This is a genomic window from Pseudomonas sp. W2-17, from assembly GCF_041060445.1.
Classification (GTDB): domain Bacteria; phylum Pseudomonadota; class Gammaproteobacteria; order Pseudomonadales; family Pseudomonadaceae; genus Aquipseudomonas.
Window position 1 is genome coordinate 65,240 of sequence record NZ_JAUFNS010000018.1, and the last position, 18,355, is coordinate 83,594.

The following is an 18,355-nucleotide window of genomic DNA, read 5'->3' on the forward strand; positions in this document are numbered from 1 at the left end:
GAAGGTCCGGGCACAACTAAGGGGCATTGCGGAATAGTGGCGTTTTAGTTGCATTGTCGAAAAAGTAGCGCGTGTTTAGTTGATCTGGCGCAGGCGTCTTGGCGAACCTTCCACAGTCACAAGTTCCATGCGGGATGCGCAGCAAGGATTTATTCAAGTAATAAACAGCGTGAATCAGGAGTAATGGGCGTTAAGTACACGAGCGCCAAAGGGTCCGCGGGCGCAATTATTATGTTTGCGCAACTTACCGCAGTGCTGGCACGGCAAGCGATGCTTCGTCCCTAATCTGTTTCAAACCCTCGGCTGTGTGTTCACTGGGCACCGTACCGAAGCCGTGCTTGCGGAACCAAGCGCCGTTCCAGGGAGACTCATGAGTCGGTCGGATTTTTCCGCAACACTTCAGTGCATCGGTAGCGACAGCCAGCGCTAGGTCGCGACGTCCCGCCGTATGAAAGTAAGATGCTCTGCAGCGCTGGCAGGCTGCAAGGCTGGCGACGATAATGACGCCGGTTTTCTGATTCGATAAGGCGCGCCATGCAAGATGCATCCGACACCGCCGTCACTGGCAAAGACCCTGCACCCACCGGCACGCAAACGCTGATTCGCGGCCTGGGCGTGATTCAGGCGGTCGCCAGCGGCGCTCGCGACCTCAAGGAAATCGCCCGGCTGATCGGCACCACCCGCAGCACCACGCACCGGCTTGCCAGTTGCCTGGTGGAGGAGCGTTACCTGCGGGTGTTGCCGCAAACGGGCTATGTGCTGGGGCCCAGGTTGATCGAGCTGGGATTCCAGGCCCATGAAGAAGTGCCGCTGCTGGTGCTCGCCAGACCCTTTCTTGACGAACTGTCGGCGCTCACCGGCGACACCGTGCACCTGGCGATGCGCGACGGTGACGAAGTCTTGTACCTGCATAAAAACCCCGGGCGCAATGGCCCGGAGATGCGTTCGCGGGTGGGCCATCGCATGCCGCTGGCGCGCACCGGCATCGGCAAGGCGTTGCTGTTGGACAGCCCGGAAAGCGAATGGCAACGGCTGTACGAAATCAGCGTGCCGACCACCGGCAAAAACCCGCTGTGGCCGGCCCATGAAGAGCAGACCTGGGCGCAGGTGCAGGCGCGCATGCACGAGTACGTGCGAGGCGGTTATGCATTCGATCTGGAAGACAACGAGCCGTCGATTCGCTGCGTGGCCGCGCCGGTGCGTGACGCCAGCAAACAGATCGTCGCTGGCATCAGCATCGCCAGCACCGTGCCATACATGCCGCTGGAAAAAATGGCCGACCTGGTGCCGGTGATCAAGGACGCGGCGGCACGGCTGTCGGCGGAGCTGGGCGGCTAGCGTGTCGCTGCGCGGAGCAGGAGGGGGCGGGGCGAAACGTTGAAGCAACGGGCGGCACTCACATGCTGTTGAAAGCCCGGATAGCGCCTGCAGGTGACGAGATCGAGAAATGGGTCCGTGATTGACCCAACCATAACCCCGACCCGCGGTCTTAACTGTTCAGAGGCCAAAGGCCGTCCGGCCAAGGCACGCGCGATTCGGGAAGGAGGGATGTTATGGCGAGTAGAAAAAAAATACAGCTCACACCGCTACTGCTGCTTCAGGAACTCACCACCCTTTTGCTGGAGCATTTTGAGCAAGCCTGCGGACAAACCCTTGCTGATGCTGAAAAGAAGCTTTCCCGGTTCGAAAAGAAGCGCAGCAAGGTGGAAAAAAAGCGTGGCAAGCAGCGGGACCGTCTCGACTACACGCCAACCTCCAAACGCAAAAAACAGACAAAGCTGCGGGCCACTCTCTCACTGCTTGAAGCAGCTTTGGTTGAGTTGCAACTTCAGATCGATGAGACCCGGCAATACATCAGTCACTTGAAGCACGACATTCACGTAAGTCTCACGTTGGTGCAGGGCGTGGGCAAGATACGTGAAGCCGCCGGTGAAATGCTGCGCCAGCGCGAAGGCGGAGGCAGCTCGCCAGCCGCACAAACGGAAGTGGCCGCCAAGTCTGCTGTGAAGCCTTCGCCCGCGACCCTGCGCGCTGCCAAGCAGGCGACAGCACTGAAAGCCATTGCTAATGCGGTGGTCGCCAAGCCCACGGTGACGGTGGTCAAGGGACGAAAGCATGCGCCAAGCGAGGTTGCACCATTGGCCCACGGGGTCGCCGAGGCCAGCGCTGCACCCGAGCCGGATGACGCGCCGCATGCTGAATCGGCGCTCCAGCCCGAGTGGCTTGAGCGCTCGCTGTAGTGGTGTCGCCGTTCGCCCCGCATTGCGCGGGGCGACCGGTGGATCAGGCCTTCAATGTGGCCATGTCAATCACGAAACGGTATTTCACGTCACCGGCGATCATGCGGCTGTAGGCCTCGTTGATGTTCTTGATGTCGAGCATCTCGATGTCGCAGGTAATGCCGTGCTCGGCGCAGAAATCCAGCACCTCCTGGGTTTCGGCGATGCCACCGATCAGTGAACCCGCCAGCACGCGACGCTTCATCACCAGATTGGCTGCGTGCAGCGCCGGATCGACGGGTTCGATCAGGCCGACGAGAATGTGCACGCCGTCAAAACGCAGGGTTTCCAGGTAGGGGTTCAGATCGTGCTGCACCGGAATGGTGTCCAGCAGGAAGTCGAAATGACCGGCAGCGGCTTTCATCTGCTCGGCATCCGTCGAAACGATGACGTGATCGGCGCCCTGACGACGACCTTCTTCTGCCTTGCTCGCCGAGCGGGTGAACAGCGTCACTTCGGCGCCCATGGCCTTGGCGAACTTGATGCCCATGTGGCCCAGACCGCCCATGCCCAGCACGCCCACTTTGTGGCCGGCCTTGACGCCGTAATGCTTGAGCGGCGAGTAGGTGGTGATGCCGGCACACAGGATCGGCGCGGCAGCGGCCAGGTCGAGTTTCTCCGGGATACGCACAACGAAATGCTCGCTGACCACGATGCTGTTGGAATAGCCGCCCATGGTGTTGCTGCCGTCGACGCGGTCCGGAGTGGCGTAGGTCATGGTCGCGCCTTCGAGGCAATACTGCTCGAGGTCGCGGGCGCAGGCTTCGCACTGACGGCAGGAATCGACCATGCAGCCGACACCGACCAGATCACCGACTTTGTGCTTGCTGACGTTGGCGCCGACTTCGGTGACCTTGCCGACGATTTCGTGGCCCGGCATCAGCGGGTACACGGCGATGCCCCACTCGTTGCGCGCCTGGTGGATGTCGGAGTGGCAGACGCCGCAGTACAGGATCTCGATGGCCACGTCGTCCGGCCGCGGGCTACGGCGGCTGAACGTCATGGGGGCGAGGGGAGCAGTGGCGGACTGGGCGGCGTAACCGATGGCTGTGTACATGAAGAACCTCGCAAAAACGATGACGGTTGAGGCGGTGCATTGTCCGCAGCCAAGGCGTCGACGGCCATGGTCATTCCTCCGTCTGTCATGCCTGATCCTCCGAACCTGACACCTCGATTCACGCGGCGCGTGGCAGATCTGCGATGATGGCGGTGTCAAATCCTCCGTATGGTTGCCCATGTCTCCTCTTTCCCATTCCGACGCCAACGCCGAGTTGGTCTCCCTTATCAAACCCTTGGCACCGCGCCCGGGTTTCGTCGACACCCTCGTGCCGGGCGTGCAGGCGATGTCCTGGGATTACTACGTCGCCAGCAGCCCGCAGATCTATGAACCGAGCCTGGTGATCATCGCCCAGGGCAGCAAGCTCGCACGCCTGGGCCCGCGAACGCTGGAATACGGCGCCGGTCATTATCTGGTGCAGGCGTTGTCGGTGCCGTTCATGTGCGAAACCTTCGCGACGGCCGAGGCGCCCATGTATGGCGTCGCCGTGTCGATCGATCGCGCGCTGCTGGGCGAGCTGGTGCAGGCCATGGGCGAGGCGCCGAACGTGAAGGTCAAGGCGCAGACGCCGGAGTCCATGACCTCCGCCGAGCTGGATGCGCCGATGCGTGAGAGTGTCGAGCGGCTTTTGCGCTGTCTGCACGATCCGCTGGACGCGCAAGTGATGGGGCAGGCTCGGGTCAGAGAGGTGGTGTATGCCGCGTTGCGCGGTCCCCAGGCCGGGGTGCTGCGGGCATTGGTCGAACAGACCGGCCACTTCGCGCGCATTGCGGCATCGCTGCAATACCTGCGCGACCATTACGATCAGGCCTTGAGCGTCGAGGATCTGGCCCGCTGCGCCAACATGAGCGCCTCGACCTTCCATGAGCATTTCAAGCGCAGCACCTTGCTGTCGCCGGTCCAGTACCTCAAACGCGTGCGCCTGCTCAAGGCTCAGCAGATGCTGATTGGCGAGGGCATGGGTGTGGCGCAGGTCGCGCACAAGGTCGGGTATCAGAGCACGTCGCAATTCAGTCGCGAGTACAAACGCTACTTCGAGCGCAATCCGGGGGAAGAGGGCGAGCGGCTGAAAGTATCAGCGTGAGGGGTGAGGCTGAGCCTCAAAAGCTTCCCGGCTAAAGCCAGTCCTACGGAGGTTATGCGGTGTCGTTGTGGGACCGGCTTCAGCCGGGAATACGTCGGTGTGTGCAACATCAATTTTGCGGTATGGCCGCTTGCGCCTTCCTGGCTAAAGCCGGTCCCACTGAACACGCGCAGTGTCAGTAGGACCGGATTCAGCCGGGAAGCTTGCAGCTAAAGCTTGAAGCTTGCCGCTTCCCTTACATATTGGGATAGGTCGGGCCGCCTGCGCCTTCCGGTGCTACCCAGGTAATGTTCTGTGACGGATCCTTGATGTCACAGGTTTTACAGTGGACGCAGTTCTGCGCGTTGATCTGGAAGCGCTTCGCGCCGTCTTCCTGGGTCACCACCTCGTAAACCCCCGCCGGGCAGTAACGCTGAGCAGGCTCATCCCACTTCGGCAGGTTGACGCTGATCGGGATGCTCGGATCCTTCAGCTTCAAGTGGCACGGCTGCTCTTCTTCGTGGTTCGTGCCGGAGATGAACACCGAACTCAACTTGTCGAAGCTCAGCTTGCCGTCGGGTTTCGGGTAATCGATCTTCTTCGAATCGGCCGCCAGCTTCATGCACGCGTAGTCCGGCTTGGTGTCGTGCAGGGTGAAGGGGATCTTGCCGCCAAACAGGTTCTGGTCGATGAAGTTGAACGCACCACCGAAGATCGCGCCGAATTTGTGAACAGCGGGCCCGAAGTTGCGGCTGGCGAACAGCTCTTCGTGCAGCCAGCTGGCCTTGAAACCCTCGACGTAGCCGTTGAGCGCGTCGCCACCCTCGTTGCCGGCGAACAGCGCATCCGCCACCGCTTCAGCGGCGAGCATGCCGGACTTCATGGCGGTGTGACTGCCCTTGATCTTGGCGAAGTTCAGCGTGCCGAGGTCGCAACCGATCAGCGCGCCGCCGGGGAAGACCATCTTCGGTAGCGAATTCAGACCGCCCTTGCAGATCGCTCGCGCGCCGTAGCTGATGCGCTTGCCGCCTTCCAGGTACTGCTTGAGGACCGGATGGTGCTTGAGGCGCTGGAACTCATCGAACGGCGACAGGTACGGGTTGGCATAGGACAAATCGACGATCAGCCCGACCACGACCTGATTGTTTTCCAAGTGGTAAAGGAACGAGCCGCCCGTATTTTCGGTACCCATGATATCCAGCGGCCAGCCGGCGGTGTGCACCACCAGGCCTGGCTGATGTTTGGCCGGATCCACTTCCCAAATTTCCTTCAGGCCGATGCCGTAATGCTGGGCGTCGGCTTCGCTGTCGAGGTTGAAACGGTTGATCAGTTGCTTGCCGATGTGGCCACGGCAGCCTTCGGCGAACAGCGTGTACTTGCCGCGCAGTTCCATGCCGGGGGTGTACAGGCCTTCTTTCGGATTGCATTCACGGTCCACGCCCAGATCGCCAGTGAGAATCCCGCGGACCACGCCGTTCTCATCGATCAGCGCTTCCTGAGCGGCAAAGCCCGGGTAGATTTCGACGCCGAGGTTCTCGGCCTGCTGCGCCAGCCAGCGGCACAGGTTGCCCAGGGAGATGATGTAGTTGCCTTCGTTGTGCATGGTCTTGGGCACGAACGCGCCCGGCACTTTCTGGCTGGCGTCAGCGCCGGTCAACACATAGATGTCGTCACGTGTGACCGGGGTGTTGAGCGGGGCGCCGAGGGCTTTCCAGTCGGGGAACAGCTCGTTGAGGGCGCGGGGTTCAAACACCGCGCCGGAGAGAATATGAGCACCGACTTCGGAGCCTTTTTCCACCACGCAGACGCTGATTTCCTGACCGGCGTCTGCGGCTCTCTGTTTCAGGCGGCAAGCGGCAGACAGCCCGGCGGGCCCGGCTCCGACGATGACGACGTCGAACTCCATAAATTCGCGTTCCACAGGCTATCTCCTACTCAAGGCTCAACGGCATATTTTTTTATAGATGGCTAAACCGACACCGGGAAGGTCGTGGGCCCGGGTGTCATCTCAAAGGCGCGCATTATATCTACACCACCTCACAGGTCCAATACAAACGTTTGTTTGAATCGGCCGAAACCCTGATAAATCATGGTGAGGCGGCTTGTGACTGGCGTTTATGTCGTATTGACCCGACTAGACGTTGCGGTCAAGATACGGGCGGTTTTGCGCTGGCTATGGGTTGGCTGTCAGCCCTCATCATTGCGTACGAACCGTCGGTAGCAGAGCACCGGTAAAAGCAACGTGAGCATCGCCCCGCGCAACCGTCAGCCTCAGGCCGGCGGCGCGCTGCAGTTTACACGGGCGCTCGGCGTCTGGCTTGGATTGCCGCCCTGGCGTGGCCGCTTTTGCTGACATCCGCATTCAGCAACGGTGAATACGTTGTTTTCACAGGTGTTCCCTACACTGACGAGTACCCATCGCCGGGCCTGGCCTGGCGATTTCTTTTCACCGGAGAGAAACGAGGAATCCATGAAGGTTCTTGTAGCTGTCAAACGAGTGGTCGACTACAACGTCAAGGTTCGCGTCAAAGCGGACAACTCCGGCGTCGATCTCGCCAACGTTAAAATGTCGATGAACCCCTTCTGCGAAATCGCTGTAGAAGAAGCCGTGCGCCTGAAAGAGAAGGGCGTTGCGACCGAGATCGTCGTCGTTTCCATCGGTCCGACCACCGCTCAGGAGCAACTGCGTACCGCGTTGGCACTGGGTGCCGATCGCGCCATCCTCGTGGAATCCGCTGACGAACTGACCTCGCTGGCCGTGGCCAAGTTGCTCAAGGCCGTTGTCGATAAAGAGCAGCCGCAACTGGTCATTCTCGGCAAGCAGGCGATCGACAGTGACAACAACCAGACCGGCCAGATGCTGGCTGCGCTGAGCGGTTATGCCCAAGGCACCTTCGCCTCTAAAGTCGAAGTGTCCGGCGACAGCGTCAACGTCACCCGTGAAATCGACGCCGGCGCGCAGACCGTATCGCTCAAGCTGCCAGCCATCGTCACCACCGACCTGCGTTTGAACGAGCCGCGCTACGCCTCGCTGCCAAACATCATGAAAGCCAAGAAGAAGCCCCTCGAAGTGCTGACGCCTGATGCGTTGGGTGTTTCGACTGCGTCCACCAACAAGACCCTGAAAGTTGAAGCCCCGGCTGCCCGCAGCGCAGGCATCAAGGTCAAGTCGGTTGCTGAACTGGTTGATAAACTGAAAAACGAAGCGAAGGTGATCTGATGACGACCCTGGTTATCGCTGAGCACGAAAACGGCGCAATCGCTCCCGCCACCCTGAATACCGTTGCTGCTGCCGCAAAAATCGGTGGTGACATCCACGTTCTGGTCGCCGGTCAGAACGTCGCTGCCGTCGGCGAAGCAGCTGCAAAAATCGCAGGCGTGTCCAAGGTCCTCGTGGCTGACAACGCCGCCTACGAGCACCAACTGCCGGAAAACGTCGCCCCGCTGGTCGTCGAGCTGGCTTCGGCTTACAGCCACGTGCTGGCGGCTGCAACCTCCAACGGCAAGAACATCCTGCCCCGCGTCGCAGCGCACCTGGACGTCGATCAGATCTCCGAGATCATCTCGGTCGAAAGCGCTGACACCTTCAAGCGCCCGATCTATGCCGGTAACGCTATTTCGACCGTTCAGTCGTCGGCAGCCGTGAAAGTCATCACCGTTCGCGCCACCGGCTTCGATGCAGTGGCAGCCGAGGGCGGTTCTGCTTCGGTTGAAGCCGTGGGCGCAGCCCACGATGCCGGCAAGTCGTCCTTCGTCAGCGAAGAGCTGGCCAAGTCCGACCGTCCGGAACTGACCGCTGCCAGGATCGTCGTTTCCGGCGGCCGCGGCATGCAGAACGGTGACAACTTCAAACACCTGTACACCCTGGCTGACAAGCTGGGTGCAGCGGTCGGCGCTTCACGCGCGGCCGTTGACGCAGGCTTCGTGCCCAACGACATGCAGGTCGGCCAGACCGGCAAGATCGTCGCGCCGCAGCTGTACATCGCGGTCGGCATCTCCGGCGCGATCCAGCACCTCGCCGGCATGAAAGACTCCAAAGTGATTGTCGCGATCAACAAGGACGAAGAAGCGCCGATCTTCCAGGTGGCCGATTACGGCCTCGTGGCGGATCTGTTCGAAGCGATCCCGGAGTTGGAGAAGCTGGTTTAATCCACTTCCCTGCCTTATAAAGAGAACCCGTTCGTTCGGGCTGCCGCAAGCGTGTTCACTATGAACCAGCGCTCAGGCAGTCGGGGCTGACGGGTTTTTTATGGGCTCGAAAAAGGACGTTGTCATGTTGTCGCCAAAGCAGACGCTGGCTTCACTGCTGGGCGGGTTGCTGTTGCTGCCGTCGCTGGTCTGGTCTGCGGGCAAGTGTGACCGGCTGATCGTCACCGGCAGCCCGGATGCGCCGCCGTACCTGTGGCGCGACCCCCAGGACCCCAAGCACCTGATGGGAGCCAATGCCGACTTGCTCAAGGAGGCGGCGCAACAGATCGGCGTCAAGGTCGAGCTGCTGTATGGCGGCAAGCGCAGCCAGGCCCTGGAAGAGGTGCGCACCGGGCGCATGGACATGCTCGCCGACACGCCGCTCAACAACGCCGAGCTGGAATCCCTGGACTTCATCCACCCGCCCATCGCCCAGAACGAAATCATGGTCTGGACCCGCAACGGTCATGAGCAGCCGTTCAATTCCTTGGCCGATCTGCAGGGCCATCCCGGCGCCATGTCCGAAAAGACCCGGGTCACCGCCGGATTCGATGAGGCGATCAAGGCTCACCTGACGCTGGAGAAGCAGTCCAGCCTCCCCAAGGCCTTTCAGAAACTGGCGGCGGGGCAGGTCGAGTTTGTCCTCGCCGGCCGCTATGCCGGTATGGCCGTGACCCAGGCGCTGGACATCGCTAAAGATCTGCAAACCCAGCCCATGCCCCTTGATCGGCCGGGCTTTTATCTGGCGCTGTCGTTCAACTCCGCCTGCAACGATCCATGGCTGCGCGGACAGCTGGCGAAAAAAATGACAGAATTGGCGGCTTCCGGTCGCTCCAGTGAAGCCGTCACGCGCAATCTGGACCTGTGGAAAATTCAATTGCAGCAGTCCGGCAGCGCCCTCCATCAGTAGGAATGTGTTTTGAGCTTTCTTTTGAAAATCCAGCCTGTATTCGCCGCTGTCGTGCTCGCCGCCCTCGTGGGCTGTGCCAACGACCCGGCGCCCACCGAACAACTCAAGCTCACCGAACAGGCCGTCGGCCAGGCCGCCGCAGTCGGTGCTACGGATGAAGAACCTGACCTGGTGACCGCGCAGACGAAGCTGACCCAGGCTCGCGCCGATATGGCGGACAAGTCCTACAAAGACGCGCGCATGCAGGCCGAACAGGCCGAGCTGGACGCGCGTCTGGCCGAGGCCCGAGTGCTGACGCAGAAGAGCGAAGCGCAGGTGGCCCAGGTCAATATCCGGCTTGAGCGTCTGCGCAAGCAGTTGGGAGCCGGTCAATGAATACTGTTGCGCGAAGCCTCAGTTTCGGCCTCTTGCTGGCCAGTGCCGGTCTTGCTGGCTGTGCCGGTCACCAGAGCAGTGAGCAGGCGTTGCAGGGCGCCATCAACGATTATCAGAAGGTCAAGGAAGACACCAATGTCCTGCGCAGCGCGCCGAAGGACGTCATCCGCGCCGGCGAGTTGCTGGGCAGGGCCGAGCGCCTGTCGAGCTACATCGGCAGCGCTGACGACGTCAGTCATTACGCCTACCTGAGCAGCCGTTACAGCGCGATCGCCCGGGAGCACAGCAAGCTGCTGTTGAATCAGGAAAAGCTCGCGCGGCTGGAGCTTGAGCGTCAGCGCCTGCAACTGGCGTTGCGTGAAGCCAAGCTGGCCGGCGCCCAGCAGCAGGGCAAGTGGGCCGAAGATCAGGTGATCAGCCTGTCCACGCAGCAGAACGAGCGCGGACTGGTGATGACCTTGGGCGACATGCTGTTTGATACCGGCCGCGCCGAACTGAAAAGCTCGGCCAATCGTACGGTGCTGAAGGTCGTGCAGTTCCTGCAATTTAATCCCAAGCGTGTGGTGCGCATCGAGGGCTACACCGACAGCACCGGCGACGCTCAGGAAAACCTCGCGCTGTCGAAAGACCGGGCACAGGCCGTGGCTGACGTGCTGTCGGATCTGGGCATCGAGGAAGACCGGATTCAGGTCGAAGGCTACGGCGATCAGTACCCGGTGGACGCAAACACGTCCGAAAGTGGTCGTGCGCAGAATCGCCGTGTTGAAATTGTGTTCTCCGACGACAAGGGCCATCTCAGCGCGCCTCGTTGAGGGGCAGGGGATTGGCATCATTCAGGCGATTCAAACACCGCGCCCTCTAGCCGGAACAGGAACTGTCACCGTACACTTCCGAACTGTTCCGGTGATCCTTTTTATTTGATCACCGCACGCATGATCAAAGCACGGGATCGAGGGACGCGAAATGACCAGTCTGTTGCTGTACCAACGCATTGCCCAACAGCTGGCCGAAGACATCCGCCGGGGCGTGTATCAGCCCGGCGAGCGCGTGCCCTCGGTACGCAAGATGAGCTCCCAGCTCAACGTCAGTCATGCCACCGTCCTGCAGGCCTACGCCAATCTCGAAGACCAGGGTCTGATCCGTGCGCGGCCGCAGTCCGGTTACTACGTGCATCAAACCCCGGCCCTCACGGCGGCGACCCCCGACATCGCTCGGGTGGAGCGCCCCGGTCTGGTCACCCGCGCCAGCATCATTCAACAGGTGCTGGTCGAAGCCCGGCGGGAAGGGGTGTTCGCGTTTGGCGCTGCGGTCCCTCACATCGATTACTTACCGCTGCGCGCGTTGCATCAGCAACTGGCCAAGGTCACCCGCTTTCAGAGCCCTCGGGCGTTCAATTACATGTTCAGCCCTGGCTTTGAACCGCTGCGCCGTCAGGTGGCGATTCGCATGCGCGACGCCGGCGTGGTGATCGATCCCTCGGAAGTGGTGATCACCCATGGCTGTGTCGATGCGCTGCAGATGTCGCTGCGGGTGCTGACCAGCCCGGGCGACCTGATCGCCGCAGAATCTCCGACGTACTACGGCTTGCTGCAACTGGCCGATCTGCTTGGCCTGAAAGTCATCGAAATTCCCAGCGACCCGAACACCGGGATCAGCCTGGAAGCACTGCAACTGGCGGCCAATCAGTGGTCGATCAAGGCGCTGGTCATGACGTCGCGGCTGAGCAATCCCCTGGGCAGCACCATGCCGGAAGAGCGGCAGAAACACCTGCTGCGCCTGGCCTCGGACTTCGACATTCAAATCATCGAAGACGACATCTACGGCGAGTTGATGTACGAGCAGAACAAGACCAAGGCGCTGAAGGCCTTCGACCGGTTGGGCCATGTGATCTACTGCTCGAGCTTTTCCAAGACCCTGTCGCCGGGGGTGCGGATCGGTTGGATGATCGCCGGGAAATACCAGGCGGAAATCCAGCGCCTGCAAACCTTCAGCACCCATTCAGCGTGCAGCGTGACGCAGATGGCGGTGGCGTCCTACCTTGAAAACGCCGGGTACGACCGGCACTTACGCTTTATCCGCCAGGAGCACCGCAAAAATCTTAGCGCGTTTCAGCTGGCGGTGCAGCAGATGTTCCCTGAGGGTACGCAGATCAGCCGGCCTGCGGGCGGGTTCATTCTCTGGATCAGTCTGCCGGGGCGGGTGAACACTCAGGAGTTGCACGTGCGCGCGCTGGAGCAGGGCATCAGCATTGCGCCGGGACTGATTTTCAGTAATACGGAGCAGTTCAACCACTGCATTCGCCTTAACTGCGGGTTGCCGTGGAACCGGGAAGCTGAGAGGGCGTTAATGACGGTGGGCATGCTGGCCAAGCAGTTGTGCCAGGATGCCGGGCAATCCTGGTGAACTCGTAGGGTTGCCAGGTTTCCATACTATCGGGGGAGGCGGACAAGGCAGCTTGTCAGCCGCCGTGCAAAGGGCCAGCATATGGCTCCTGTCTTACTTACTGCCGTTCAGACTATGAAATCACTGCGTTGTATAAGTGTGATGTTGTTGGTGTTGCTGAGCGCCTGTGATGCGGATAAAGCGCCCACGCCACCGGCGAAAGCCACCGCCTCGGCCCCTGCCGCGCCCGCTGTGTCGACCGTGGCTCCCGAGCCAACAAAGCCTGTCGCTGGTCCTGAGCCTTCTTCTGCATTGCCGGACAAGCCAGTGGCTGACACGCCAGCCTTCCATACCCTTGCGCCAAATATCACGACCGTGCCGGTTGTTGCATCGGGCAAGTCTTCGGCTGAAGCGCCGCGAACAGTTACCAACGCCAAAACGACCGACGATAAGGCCGCTGGCCCCAACGCCAAATCCGCCAAGGTTAAAGCGGATAACGCCGAAGTGGCGCGGCGCGCCCCGGTTGCCAGCAAGAGCAAATCGGCGTCTCAGGTGGTCAAGGAAACCAAGCTCAACAAAGTGCCACTTGACCTGAGCCTGCCGCCCGAGATGGTCAAGCAGCTGACCCCACCGGCTAACGTCATCAGCTCCGCGTCGAAGGCCAAAGCCCCGTCAACCGGCGCCAAGCCGCTGCTTCCGAAGATGTTCCCTGACGCGAACGCCGACCCGGACTTCCAGATGCAAGGCCGTCTGCTGAGCAACGAAATGGACCTGCAGCTGCGCAACGAGGCGCGCAAGGATGTGGAAGGCGCCGCGCTGGATTTCACATTCAAAAAGTGATGAACCCATGACGCTGTCAGAGCGCTCGATTTTCAAACGTGTGTTTTAGCGCGTAAGATCCGGTCATCGTTCTCACTGCCACACAGGTTCTCTTCATGGAATGCCGTCCAGGCTGCGGCGCGTGCTGTATCGCGCCGTCCATTACCTCACCGATTCCCGGCATGCCCAACGGCAAGCCTGCGGGCATGCGCTGTCTCCACCTGTCGCTAGACATGCTCTGCGGCATCTTTGGACAGCCGGGAAGGCCGGCGGTGTGTGGTCAGTTTGCGGCGGACCCTGAGGTGTGTGGCACCGGCCCTGAGGACGCGATCCGGCTGATCGGTTGGTGGGAAAAGATGACATCGGTGGCGTGAAGCGCAGCCGAGGCACGACTGAACTTCAACAATAAGGAACAACATATGAGCTCGCTGTACCGCATTGCTTTCGGCTTGGGACTGACTGTATGGGTGGCTGCCTCAGCGCAGGCTGAAGAGTGGAAAGTCGCGAAGAACGAGGAGGGCATCAAGGTCTCCCTCAGCGAAGTTCCCGGATCGCAGTACAAGGCTTATCAAGGCGTGACCACCATCAAGGCGGGCATCGGCAAGCTCAGAGCGTTGCAGGAAGACGTGGTCGCTGCCTGCGCGTGGATTCACGAATGCAAGCTGCAGAAGATCCTCAAGCACGACGGCGACAAGACCTGGACCTACTCCCAATTCAATACGCCGTGGCCGGTCACGCCGCGGGATTCGGTACTGAAAGTGACGACAGTGGAAGGCGCCGATGGCAGCGTGACCCGTGAGCTGGAAGGCGAGCCCAAGTACATCCCGGAAGAGAAGGGCTTTGTGCGGGTGGTGCAGGTCGAGGGGTTCTGGAAGTTCGTGCCCAAGGGCGACAACCTGACCGAGGTCACCTATCAGGTGCACACCGAGCCTGGCGGTAGCGTGCCCTCCTGGCTGGCGAACAAGTTCGTGGTCGACGCGCCGTTCAACACCCTGAAAGCGCTGAAGGACCGAGCCGAGAAGAACTGACCGGTTCGCTCGCGACGCTAAAGCCACACACCAAAAAGGCTGCCCGAGGGCAGCCTTTTTTTGCGTCTTCGTGTTTGCTGTCGAGTTATTTGCGCTCGGCCAGCGGAACGATGTCGCGCGACACTTCGCCGGTGTACAGCTGGCGTGGACGGCCGATCTTGTAAGGGCTGGAGAGCATTTCCTTCCAGTGAGAGATCCAGCCGACAGTTCGCGCCAGGGCGAAAATCACGGTGAACATACTGGTCGGGATGCCGATGGCCTTGAGGATGATGCCCGAGTAGAAGTCGACGTTCGGGTACAGCGAGCGCTCGATGAAGTACGGGTCGGTCAGGGCGATCTCTTCGAGACGCATGGCCAGCTCGAGCTGCGGGTCATTGGTGATGCCCAGTTCGCGCAGGACTTCGTCGCAGGTCTGTTTCATCACAGTGGCGCGCGGGTCGCGGTTCTTGTAAACCCGGTGACCGAAGCCCATCAGCTTGAACGGATCGTTCTTGTCCTTGGCCTTGGCGATGTAGGTATCGATGTTGGACACATCGCCGATCTCATCGAGCATGGTCAGCACGGCTTCGTTCGCGCCACCGTGGGCAGGGCCCCAGAGTGCGGCGATACCGGCGGCGATACAGGCAAACGGGTTGGCGCCCGACGAGCCTGCCATGCGCACGGTGGACGTCGAGGCGTTCTGTTCGTGGTCGGCGTGAAGGATGAAAATCCGGTCCATGGCCTTGGCCAGCGTCGGGCTGATCGGTTTGATCTCGCACGGCGTGTTGAACATCATGTGCAGGAAGTTTTCCGCGTAGCTGAGGTCGTTGCGCGGGTACATCATGGGTTGACCCATGGAGTACTTGTAAACCATTGCCGCCAGGGTCGGCATCTTGGCGACCAGACGGATCGCGGAGATCTCCCGGTGCTGCGGATTATTGATGTCCAGTGAGTCGTGGTAGAACGCCGAGAGGGCACCGACCACACCGCACATGACGGCCATCGGGTGGGCGTCGCGACGGAAACCGTTGAAGAAGGTCTTGAGTTGCTCGTGCACCATGGTGTGATTCTTCACGGTGACGACGAATTCGGCTTTTTGCTCGGCGGTTGGCAGTTCGCCGTTGAGCAGCAGGTAGCAGGTTTCCAGGTAGTCCGATTGCTCGGCCAACTGTTCGATCGGGTAGCCGCGATGCAGAAGAATGCCGTTGTCACCATCGATATAGGTGATCTTCGATTCGCATGAGGCGGTGGACATGAAGCCAGGGTCAAATGTGAAGCGTCCGGTGGCAGTCAGGCCGCGTACGTCGATAACATCGGGACCAACGGTGCCGGTCAGAATGGGCAGCTCGACGGGGGCTGCGCCCTCGATGATCAACTGCGCTTTTTTATCAGCCATGTGGCCTCCTAATTATGCTTCAAATCATCAGACAGACCCCCCACGCAGGGCCCGCATCACTATAGTGAGATAAATTCTAAAGTCAATTTGCCAAAAGTCTTGTAGCAGAAGGCTTTAACGCGGGGTTTTCGTCGAAATTACGGGCCATTTACGCCAATTATCGGGCTAAAGCAATCCACCCTTGGGACAGGGTCTGCGCGTTGTCATTAGTTGGCTAACTGTCTATACTCGGCGTCCGACCGCCAGGGGCTTTCAGGCCCGATTCAACGGGGTTGGTCACTTCCTGGGTAGTGGGTACCTGACCAGTACACTTCCCAACAACTTGCCCTGAGTGTTAGGGCTCTTCAGTGTGAAAAAAGCCGTGAAAAGCCAACGACCTGTAAACCTAGACCTAAGGACCATCAAACTCCCTATCACTGCTTACACGTCCATCCTTCACCGTATCTCCGGTGTCATCCTCTTCGTCGGCATTGCCATCATGCTTTATGCATTGGACCTGTCGCTCGACTCCGAGGAAGGCTTCGCGTCGGTGAAAGCGGGACTGACCAGTCCGCTGGCCAAGTTCGTGATCTGGGCTCTTCTGTCCGCACTGCTGTATCACCTGGTGGCGGGCGTCCGTCATCTCATCATGGACTCGGGCATCGGCGAGACGCTGGAAGGCGGCAAGCTGGGCTCTAAAATCGTTATCGCCGTGTCTGTGGTGGTGATCGTTCTGGCAGGAGTGTGGATATGGTAACCAACGTCACCAACCTTTCTCGTTCGGGCCTGTATGACTGGATGGCGCAACGCGTCTCCGCCGTCGTACTCGCGGCTTATTTCATTTTCCTGATCGGGTACCTGATCGCTCACCCTGGCATCGAATACGCCACGTGGCACGCGCTCTTCTCCCATAACGCAATGCGCATCTTCAGCCTGTTGGCCCTTGTAGCCCTGGCGGCTCACACCTGGGTTGGCATGTGGACCATCGCGACCGACTATCTGACGCCAATGGCGCTGGGCAAGTCCGCGACAGTGGTGCGTTTCCTTTTTCAGGCGGTGTGCGGCATTGCGATGTTCGCTTACTTCGTCTGGGGTGTGCAGATTCTTTGGGGTATCTGATTCATGGCTAACATTAATACGCTTTCATTCGACGCCATTATCATTGGCGGCGGCGGTGCGGGCATGCGTGCCGCATTGCAGCTGGCTCAGGGCGGCCACAAGACCGCTGTCGTCACCAAGGTCTTCCCGACTCGCTCCCACACCGTTTCCGCGCAGGGTGGCATCACCTGCGCAATCGCTTCGGCCGACCCGAACGATGACTGGCGCTGGCACATGTACGACACCGTCAAGGGCTCCGACTACATCGGTGACCAGGACGCTATCGAATACATGTGTTCCGTGGGCCCGGAAGCCGTGTTCGAGCTCGAGCACATGGGGCTGCCGTTCTCCCGTACCGAGCAGGGCCGCATCTATCAGCGTCCGTTCGGCGGTCAGTCGAAAGACTTCGGCAAGGGCGGTCAGGCTGCACGTACCTGTGCCGCTGCCGACCGTACCGGTCACGCACTGCTGCACACCCTGTATCAGGCCAACCTGAAAGCCGGCACCGTATTCCTGAACGAGTACTACGCCGTTGACCTGGTGAAGAACCAGGACGGCGCGTTCGTCGGCATCATCGCCATCTGCATCGAAACCGGTGAAACCTCGTACATCCGCGCCGACGCGACTGTACTGGCCACCGGCGGTGCCGGCCGCATCTATTCCTCCACCACCAACGCCCTGATCAACACCGGCGACGGCGTGGGCATGGCGCTGCGTGCCGGTGTGCCGGTTCAGGACATCGAAATGTGGCAGTTCCACCCGACCGGCATCGCCGGCGCAGGTGTACTGGTCACCGAAGGCTGCCGTGGTGAAGGCGGTTACCTGATCAACAAGCACGGCGAGCGTTTCATGGAACGCTACGCGCCGAACGCCAAGGACCTTGCCGGTCGTGACGTCGTGGCTCGCTCGATGGTTAAGGAAATCATCGCCGGCAACGGTTGCGGTCCTGACGGCGACCACGTAATGCTCAAGCTTGATCACCTCGGTGAGGAAGTGCTGCACAGCCGTCTGCCAGGGATCATGGAACTGTCCAAGACCTTCGCGCACGTCGATCCAGCCGTGGCGCCAATCCCTGTCGTACCGACCTGCCACTACATGATGGGCGGCGTTGCCACCAACATTCATGGTCAGGCGATCACCCAGGACGCCGCCGGCGTCGACACCATCATCCCGGGCCTGTTCGCGGTCGGTGAAGTGGCGTGCGTATCGGTTCACGGCGCCAACCGTCTGGGCGGCAACTCGCTGCTCGACCTGGTGGTCTTCGGTCGTGCTGCGGGTCTGCACCTGGAGCAGGCGCTCAACGAGGGCGTCGACTACCGTCGCGCTTCCGAAACCGACATCGACGTCGCGCTGGCTCGCCTCAACGGCCTGAACTCCCGCACCGATGGCGAAGACGTGGCGACCCTGCGCAAAGAGCTGCAGAGCTGCATGCAGAACTACTTCGGTGTGTTCCGTACCGGCGAATACATGCAGAAGGGTATTGCCCAGCTGGCTGACCTCCGCACGCGCATCGCCAACGTCAAGATCAACGACAAGAGCCAGGCGTTCAACACTGCCCGGATCGAAGCGCTGGAACTGCAGAACCTGCTGGAAGTCGCTGAAGCAACGGCGATCGCCGCAGAGCATCGCAAGGAGTCCCGTGGCGCCCACGCCCGTGAAGACTTCGAAGATCGCGACGACGAGAACTGGCTGTGCCACACCCTGTACTTCCCGGGTGACAAGCGCGTAGCCAAGCGTGCCGTGAACTTCTCGCCGAAAACTGTTCCGACTTTTGAACCTAAGATTCGGACTTATTAAGGGTG

Annotated in this window: 18 protein-coding genes; 15 read left to right on the forward strand and 3 right to left on the reverse strand. The window is 60.6% G+C overall.

Going from position 1 to position 18,355, the window contains the following annotated elements:
* Positions 1 to 534 precede the first annotated feature (534 nt).
* On the forward strand, positions 535 to 1,338 hold the full coding sequence (locus QWI20_RS20925; RefSeq protein ID WP_369307048.1) for an IclR family transcriptional regulator: 804 nt from the start codon (positions 535 to 537) through the stop codon (positions 1,336 to 1,338).
* A 215-nt stretch (positions 1,339 to 1,553) separates the two neighbouring features.
* Positions 1,554 to 2,240, forward strand: a complete 687-nt coding sequence (locus QWI20_RS20930) for an AlgP family protein (RefSeq protein ID WP_369307049.1) — start codon at positions 1,554 to 1,556, stop codon at positions 2,238 to 2,240.
* 43 nt (positions 2,241 to 2,283) lie between these two features.
* Here QWI20_RS20930 and QWI20_RS20935 read toward each other — a convergent pair whose 3' ends face one another.
* The gene (locus tag QWI20_RS20935; RefSeq protein WP_369307050.1) at positions 2,284 to 3,336 is read right to left on the reverse strand and encodes an NAD(P)-dependent alcohol dehydrogenase; all 1,053 of its coding nucleotides are present in this window, start codon (positions 3,334 to 3,336) and stop codon (positions 2,284 to 2,286) included.
* A gap of 178 nt (positions 3,337 to 3,514) precedes the next feature.
* On the opposite strand from QWI20_RS20935, the gene QWI20_RS20940 reads away from it, so the two are divergent.
* Positions 3,515 to 4,420 (forward strand): AraC family transcriptional regulator N-terminal domain-containing protein, encoded by a 906-nt coding sequence (locus QWI20_RS20940; protein WP_369307051.1) that lies wholly within the window; start codon positions 3,515 to 3,517, stop codon positions 4,418 to 4,420.
* 235 nt (positions 4,421 to 4,655) lie between these two features.
* Here the strand turns inward: QWI20_RS20940 and QWI20_RS20945 are convergent, their stop codons facing one another.
* Positions 4,656 to 6,320: an electron transfer flavoprotein-ubiquinone oxidoreductase gene (locus QWI20_RS20945; protein ID WP_369307052.1), complete on the reverse strand. Its 1,665-nt coding sequence runs from the start codon at positions 6,318 to 6,320 to the stop codon at positions 4,656 to 4,658.
* Positions 6,321 to 6,869: 549 nt separating this feature from the next.
* Here QWI20_RS20945 and QWI20_RS20950 point away from each other — a divergent pair.
* The 9 genes from QWI20_RS20950 to QWI20_RS20990 all read left to right on the forward strand — a co-directional run bounded on the left by QWI20_RS20950 (position 6,870) and on the right by QWI20_RS20990 (position 14,101).
* Entirely contained in the window at positions 6,870 to 7,619 is a 750-nt protein-coding gene (locus QWI20_RS20950) for an electron transfer flavoprotein subunit beta/FixA family protein (RefSeq protein ID WP_282372558.1), read from the forward strand.
* Positions 7,619 to 8,548, forward strand: coding sequence for an electron transfer flavoprotein subunit alpha/FixB family protein (locus QWI20_RS20955; protein ID WP_369307053.1), 930 nt, complete (start codon positions 7,619 to 7,621; stop codon positions 8,546 to 8,548). The genes QWI20_RS20950 and QWI20_RS20955 overlap by 1 nt, the downstream gene beginning before the upstream one ends.
* Positions 8,549 to 8,672: 124 nt before the next feature.
* Complete coding sequence (locus QWI20_RS20960; RefSeq protein WP_369307054.1) at positions 8,673 to 9,497, forward strand: substrate-binding periplasmic protein; 825 nt, start codon at positions 8,673 to 8,675, stop codon at positions 9,495 to 9,497.
* A 21-nt stretch (positions 9,498 to 9,518) separates the two neighbouring features.
* Positions 9,519 to 9,872, forward strand: coding sequence for a DUF4398 domain-containing protein (locus QWI20_RS20965; protein WP_369307073.1), 354 nt, complete (start codon positions 9,519 to 9,521; stop codon positions 9,870 to 9,872).
* Positions 9,869 to 10,684, forward strand: coding sequence for an OmpA family protein (locus tag QWI20_RS20970; protein WP_369307055.1), 816 nt, complete (start codon positions 9,869 to 9,871; stop codon positions 10,682 to 10,684). Before QWI20_RS20965 ends, QWI20_RS20970 begins: the two co-directional genes overlap by 4 nt.
* A gap of 151 nt (positions 10,685 to 10,835) precedes the next feature.
* Positions 10,836 to 12,275 carry a PLP-dependent aminotransferase family protein gene (locus QWI20_RS20975; protein ID WP_369307056.1) on the forward strand — a complete coding sequence of 480 codons (1,440 nt, stop codon included), beginning with the start codon at positions 10,836 to 10,838 and terminating at the stop codon, positions 12,273 to 12,275.
* A 306-nt stretch (positions 12,276 to 12,581) separates the two neighbouring features.
* Entirely contained in the window at positions 12,582 to 13,094 is a 513-nt protein-coding gene (locus QWI20_RS20980) for a translation initiation factor 2 (RefSeq protein WP_369307057.1), read from the forward strand.
* 95 nt (positions 13,095 to 13,189) lie between these two features.
* A complete protein-coding gene (locus QWI20_RS20985; RefSeq protein ID WP_346626386.1) occupies positions 13,190 to 13,447 on the forward strand; it encodes a YkgJ family cysteine cluster protein in 258 nt (85 codons plus the stop codon).
* A 45-nt stretch (positions 13,448 to 13,492) separates the two neighbouring features.
* Entirely contained in the window at positions 13,493 to 14,101 is a 609-nt protein-coding gene (locus tag QWI20_RS20990) for an START domain-containing protein (protein ID WP_369307058.1), read from the forward strand.
* Between the two features lie 85 nt (positions 14,102 to 14,186).
* Here QWI20_RS20990 and gltA read toward each other — a convergent pair whose 3' ends face one another.
* Complete coding sequence (gene gltA / locus QWI20_RS20995; protein WP_037009384.1) at positions 14,187 to 15,476, reverse strand: citrate synthase; 1,290 nt, start codon at positions 15,474 to 15,476, stop codon at positions 14,187 to 14,189.
* 349 nt (positions 15,477 to 15,825) lie between these two features.
* Between gltA and sdhC the strand changes: the two genes are divergently transcribed.
* From sdhC to sdhA, 3 genes are read left to right on the forward strand one after another with little or no spacing between them, the layout of a single operon-like run.
* On the forward strand, positions 15,826 to 16,212 hold the full coding sequence (gene sdhC / locus QWI20_RS21000) for a succinate dehydrogenase, cytochrome b556 subunit (protein ID WP_369307059.1): 387 nt from the start codon (positions 15,826 to 15,828) through the stop codon (positions 16,210 to 16,212).
* On the forward strand, positions 16,206 to 16,574 hold the full coding sequence (gene sdhD, locus QWI20_RS21005; RefSeq protein ID WP_122538398.1) for a succinate dehydrogenase, hydrophobic membrane anchor protein: 369 nt from the start codon (positions 16,206 to 16,208) through the stop codon (positions 16,572 to 16,574). Before sdhC ends, sdhD begins: the two co-directional genes overlap by 7 nt.
* A gap of 3 nt (positions 16,575 to 16,577) precedes the next feature.
* Positions 16,578 to 18,350, forward strand: a complete 1,773-nt coding sequence (sdhA, locus tag QWI20_RS21010; protein WP_065986293.1) for a succinate dehydrogenase flavoprotein subunit — start codon at positions 16,578 to 16,580, stop codon at positions 18,348 to 18,350.
* Positions 18,351 to 18,355: the final 5 nt, after the last annotated feature.